We start from the raw sequence: 3,543 nt of genomic DNA, 5'->3' as shown, positions 1-3,543 counted from the left end.
CCGCCGTGAGAATCCCACGGCGGACCGTACTGCCAGGTGCCGTGCGGCATGCCCGGCAGCCGTACGGCCCGAAGCGCTAGCCCCGGCTGCCCGCCAACTGGGCCATCATCCGGGTCACCTGCGCAGCGGAGGTGCCGAGCCCCGTGGGGCCACCCAGCCGGGGAGGCGCCCCGTGACCGCGCCGCAGGTCCTCCTCGCGGTAGCGGCGGCAGCCCCGGTGCCAGATCAGGATCCCCGCGATCCAGTGCTTGAGCTCCCGCACATAACCCGCCAGGACCTCCCGCGCCTCGGCATCCAGACCGAAGTCGTCGTACAGCACCGGGAGTTCGACCTCGGCGACATGCAGGAACTGCCGCAGCCGCGAGTTCATCAGGTCGTGCACGATCGCCACGCCCGTGGCGTAGTCCACGCCGAAGAAGTTCTGCACGACCAGGACACCGTTGTGCACCTCCCCTTCGTACTCGATCTCCTTCTGGTACGAGAACAGGTCGTTGAGCAGGCACGCGTAGTCCGCCGCCGCGTTCTCCAGGGAACGCATCGGACCGCTGCGGTAGACCGCTTCCGGCACCTTCCGGCCGTGCCCCAGCCGGCACAGGCTCATCGTCAGGTCCGAACCGAACGTCGCCCGCCGCATCTCCACGTAGTCCACCGGGTCGGGGATGCGGTTCTGCGCCTGGTTGGCCAGCTCCCACAGCCAGCTCGCGGTCATCGTCTCGATCGCGGTCCGGAAGGTGCGCCGCCCGTCCGCGTCCATCGGGGCGGCCGTCCTGAGCCACAGGTCGCCCAGGCTCCGCTCCAGCGCGTTCACCGGCTCCGGCGTCCCCTCGCCGTCCAGCGGCATGAACAGCGACAGCCGCTCGTTCGCCAGCCGCGCCCCCGCCAGGTCCCGGGTCCGCCCGTGCACCACAGGAAACCAGTCGTCCCCGTACGTTCCCCAGGCGAGCCACCCCGAGGACAGGTCCAGTTCGTCCGGGGTCGCGTCCGGGTGGATGCCCGCCGCGCACAGCGGCAGGTCGATCGCGACGATCCGCTCCTCGTCCCAGATGTGCGAACCCGGCACGCCCGGCTGGGCCTCCAGGATGCCCATCCGCCGCGCCCAGTCGACGAGCCGGACCCGTGCGCCCTCCAGATGCGGGCTGAGCGTCGTGCCGAACGGCACGTCGAAGTCCGGCAGCAGCGAGGGGCCCACATGCTGGTACGGCACATGGCTGTGGCTGCGGGCCCGCGCGGTCTCCGAGCGGAGCGTGAACCTGATGGAGGCGGCGGACATGCCGAAGCCGGCCACGGCCTCGCCCGCGCCGCCGCCGTTCATGTAGCGGCTGGAGCGCATGTGCCATTCGTGGCCGCCGGACTGCCAGTCCTGGAGCCCCTTGACGTACGCCAGCACGGCGGCGGTCTGCGTCGGGTCCAGGCCCTTCTCGGCGCAGAGGGGGCCGAGTTCGGTCAGCGCGGTGTTCTCGAACTGCTGGAGTCGTGAGGTCAGCAGGTCGTTGACGGACTCGGCGGCCTCCTGCGTGGAGCAGCCGAGGAACTTCTCCAGCACCAGCACGCCGTTGCTGTTCTCCCCCTCGTCCTCCACCTCACGCTGGTAGGAGAAGAGGTCGTTGCGCAGGTGCACCGCGTCGGAGAAGGCGTCCCGCAGTACCCGCAGCGGGCGGGCGTCGGCGACCTGGGCGGGCACCTCGGCGTTCGCCGCGTACTCCACCAGTCCCGCGGACCAAGGCGCGCCGCCGACCTTGCGGCGCATCTCGATGTACTCGACGGGGTTCGCGATGCGGCCCTCGTGGATGTTGGCGAGCTCCCAGAGCGACTCGTTGAGGAGGTTCTCCGTCGACTCGGCGAACCGGGCCCGCCAGTCGTCCGTCATCGCCGGAACCGTCCGGGCCCACAGATCGGCGAGTCCTGCTTCGACGGGGTTCTCCGGGTCCGGTGTCGCGGCGCCCCGCTCCATCGGCATGAAGGCGGGCAGCCGGTCCAGATACCGCTTGCCGCCCTCCCGGTCGGGCGTGCGCTTGAACAGCTCCAGGAAGTGGTCGTCGAAGAAGAAGACCCACACGTACCAGTCGGTGACCAGGGACAGGGCCTCGGCCGAGCAGTCGGGGTGGGTGTAGGCGCACAGCAGGGCGTAGTCGTGCGCCTCCAGGTCCTTCTCCTCCCAGATGCCGGACCCCTCCAGCATCCCCATGGAGCGGGCCCACTCCCGCGTGTGCGCGCGTGCCGCCTCCACATGAGGGTTGAGCCGCGCCGGATACGGAACATAGAAGTCCGGCAGTGAGAAGGGCTGTGCCATGTGCGTCAGGCCTTTCCAGAAGCCTCCGCGCGGGGAACGCGCGGACCGGTGATGTCCGCGCAGCACTACCCTTCGGCCATACGGAGCACGCACAACGGCGATTAGTCACATCATCGCGGCTTGGCCTGTGCGTGCTCGGAAGTCGGTCGCTCAGTAGTCGGTTGCTCAGTAGGCGGAGTCGACGTTGTCGATCGAGCCGTACCGGTCCGCGGCGTAGTTCGCGGCGGCGGTGATGTTGGCGACCGGGTCGGTGAGCTTCTTCGGGGTGCCCTTGACGTGGTAAGCGTCGAAGGTGGGCTGGATCACCTGGAGGAGACCCTTGGAGGGAATGCCGTTCTGCGCGTTGATGTCCCAGTCGTTGACGGCGTTCGGGTTGCCGCTGGACTCGCGCATGATGTTGCGGTGCAGCCCCTCGTAGGAGCCGGGGATGTTCTTCTTCTCCATGATGTCGAGCGACTCGCGGATCCAGCCGTCGAGGTTGTTCTCGAACTTCTTGGGCGTGACGGCCTTGCGCTCGGTGGAGCGGTTGGCGGCCTGCTTCTCGGAGCGCGCCGTGTCGGCGGCCTTCTCCGCGGTCGCCTTGTCGGCGGCCTTCTTCGCGGCGGCTTCCTTGGCGGCGTTCTCCTTGGCGGCCTTCTCGGCCGCGTCCTTCGCCGTGGGGACGCCCGCCGCGGCGACCGGCTCCACGGAGACGGAGGACCGGGTCGCGGTGGTCTGCGCTTCGCTCGGACCGCCGGTGGCGGTTATGGCGGTGACGGAACCGGCCGCGACGAGCACGGCGGTGGCGATCTTGTGCGAGCGGGTGATGCGCAGGGTGGAGATGCGGGGCATGCGTGAGCTCTTCCTATGGGGGACGGGCTTCGCGGCCTTCGCGCCGCGTCGGCAGGAACCGGATTGCCCGGGCCGCGGTCGCCGGTGGGCGATCGACGCGGACTCGAACTCGGTGCTTGCCGGGATCCATGGTTAGCGGGCACCGACATAGGAAGCAATGACCGCCTTTACTACTCTTCATCGTGAGATGCCAATTTATGAGCCATATGGGCGGTTCGTTACGCCGGACGGGACGGCTCACGCCTACTACCGGAGGCCGTAGGTGACGTGGGTCTCGTGGCGGGCCTCACCCGCTGGGGCCCCCGGAACAGCACAGGGTCAGCACCCGGTCACGGGCGGACAGGGCCCGGACGGGCGGTCTCAGACCGCCGTGCGGGCCCCGGAACGCACAACAGCGCGCTGCGGGACCGGTGTGTCGGCAC

General features: G+C 69.4%; 2 protein-coding genes. Both read right to left on the bottom strand.

Annotation, left to right across the window (positions count from 1 at the left end; translation table 11 throughout):
* Nucleotides 1-76: 76 nt before the first annotated feature.
* Complete coding sequence (locus tag ACFWM7_RS34435) at nt 77-2,290, bottom strand: germacradienol/geosmin synthase (RefSeq protein ID WP_383268486.1); 2,214 nt, start codon at nt 2,288-2,290, stop codon at nt 77-79.
* 165 nt (nt 2,291-2,455) lie between these two features.
* A complete protein-coding gene (locus ACFWM7_RS34430) occupies nt 2,456-3,121 on the bottom strand; it encodes a transglycosylase SLT domain-containing protein (protein ID WP_383268483.1) in 666 nt (221 codons plus the stop codon).
* Nucleotides 3,122-3,543 lie beyond the last annotated feature (422 nt).

This window comes from Streptomyces sp. NPDC058375 (genome assembly GCF_042723425.1).
GTDB classification, from domain to species: domain Bacteria; phylum Actinomycetota; class Actinomycetes; order Streptomycetales; family Streptomycetaceae; genus Streptomyces; species Streptomyces durocortorensis.
The sequence above is the reverse complement of the archived record's forward strand: the minus strand, read 5'-3'. Positions and strand labels throughout refer to the sequence as shown.

What these genes read in the sequence shown, in the direction of transcription:
- ACFWM7_RS34435 (WP_383268486.1), bottom strand. Translation starts at nt 2,290, where the DNA reads ATGGCACAGCCCTTCTCACTGCCGGACTTCTATGTTCCGTATCCGGCG.
- ACFWM7_RS34430 (WP_383268483.1), bottom strand. Translation starts at nt 3,121, where the DNA reads ATGCCCCGCATCTCCACCCTGCGCATCACCCGCTCGCACAAGATCGCC.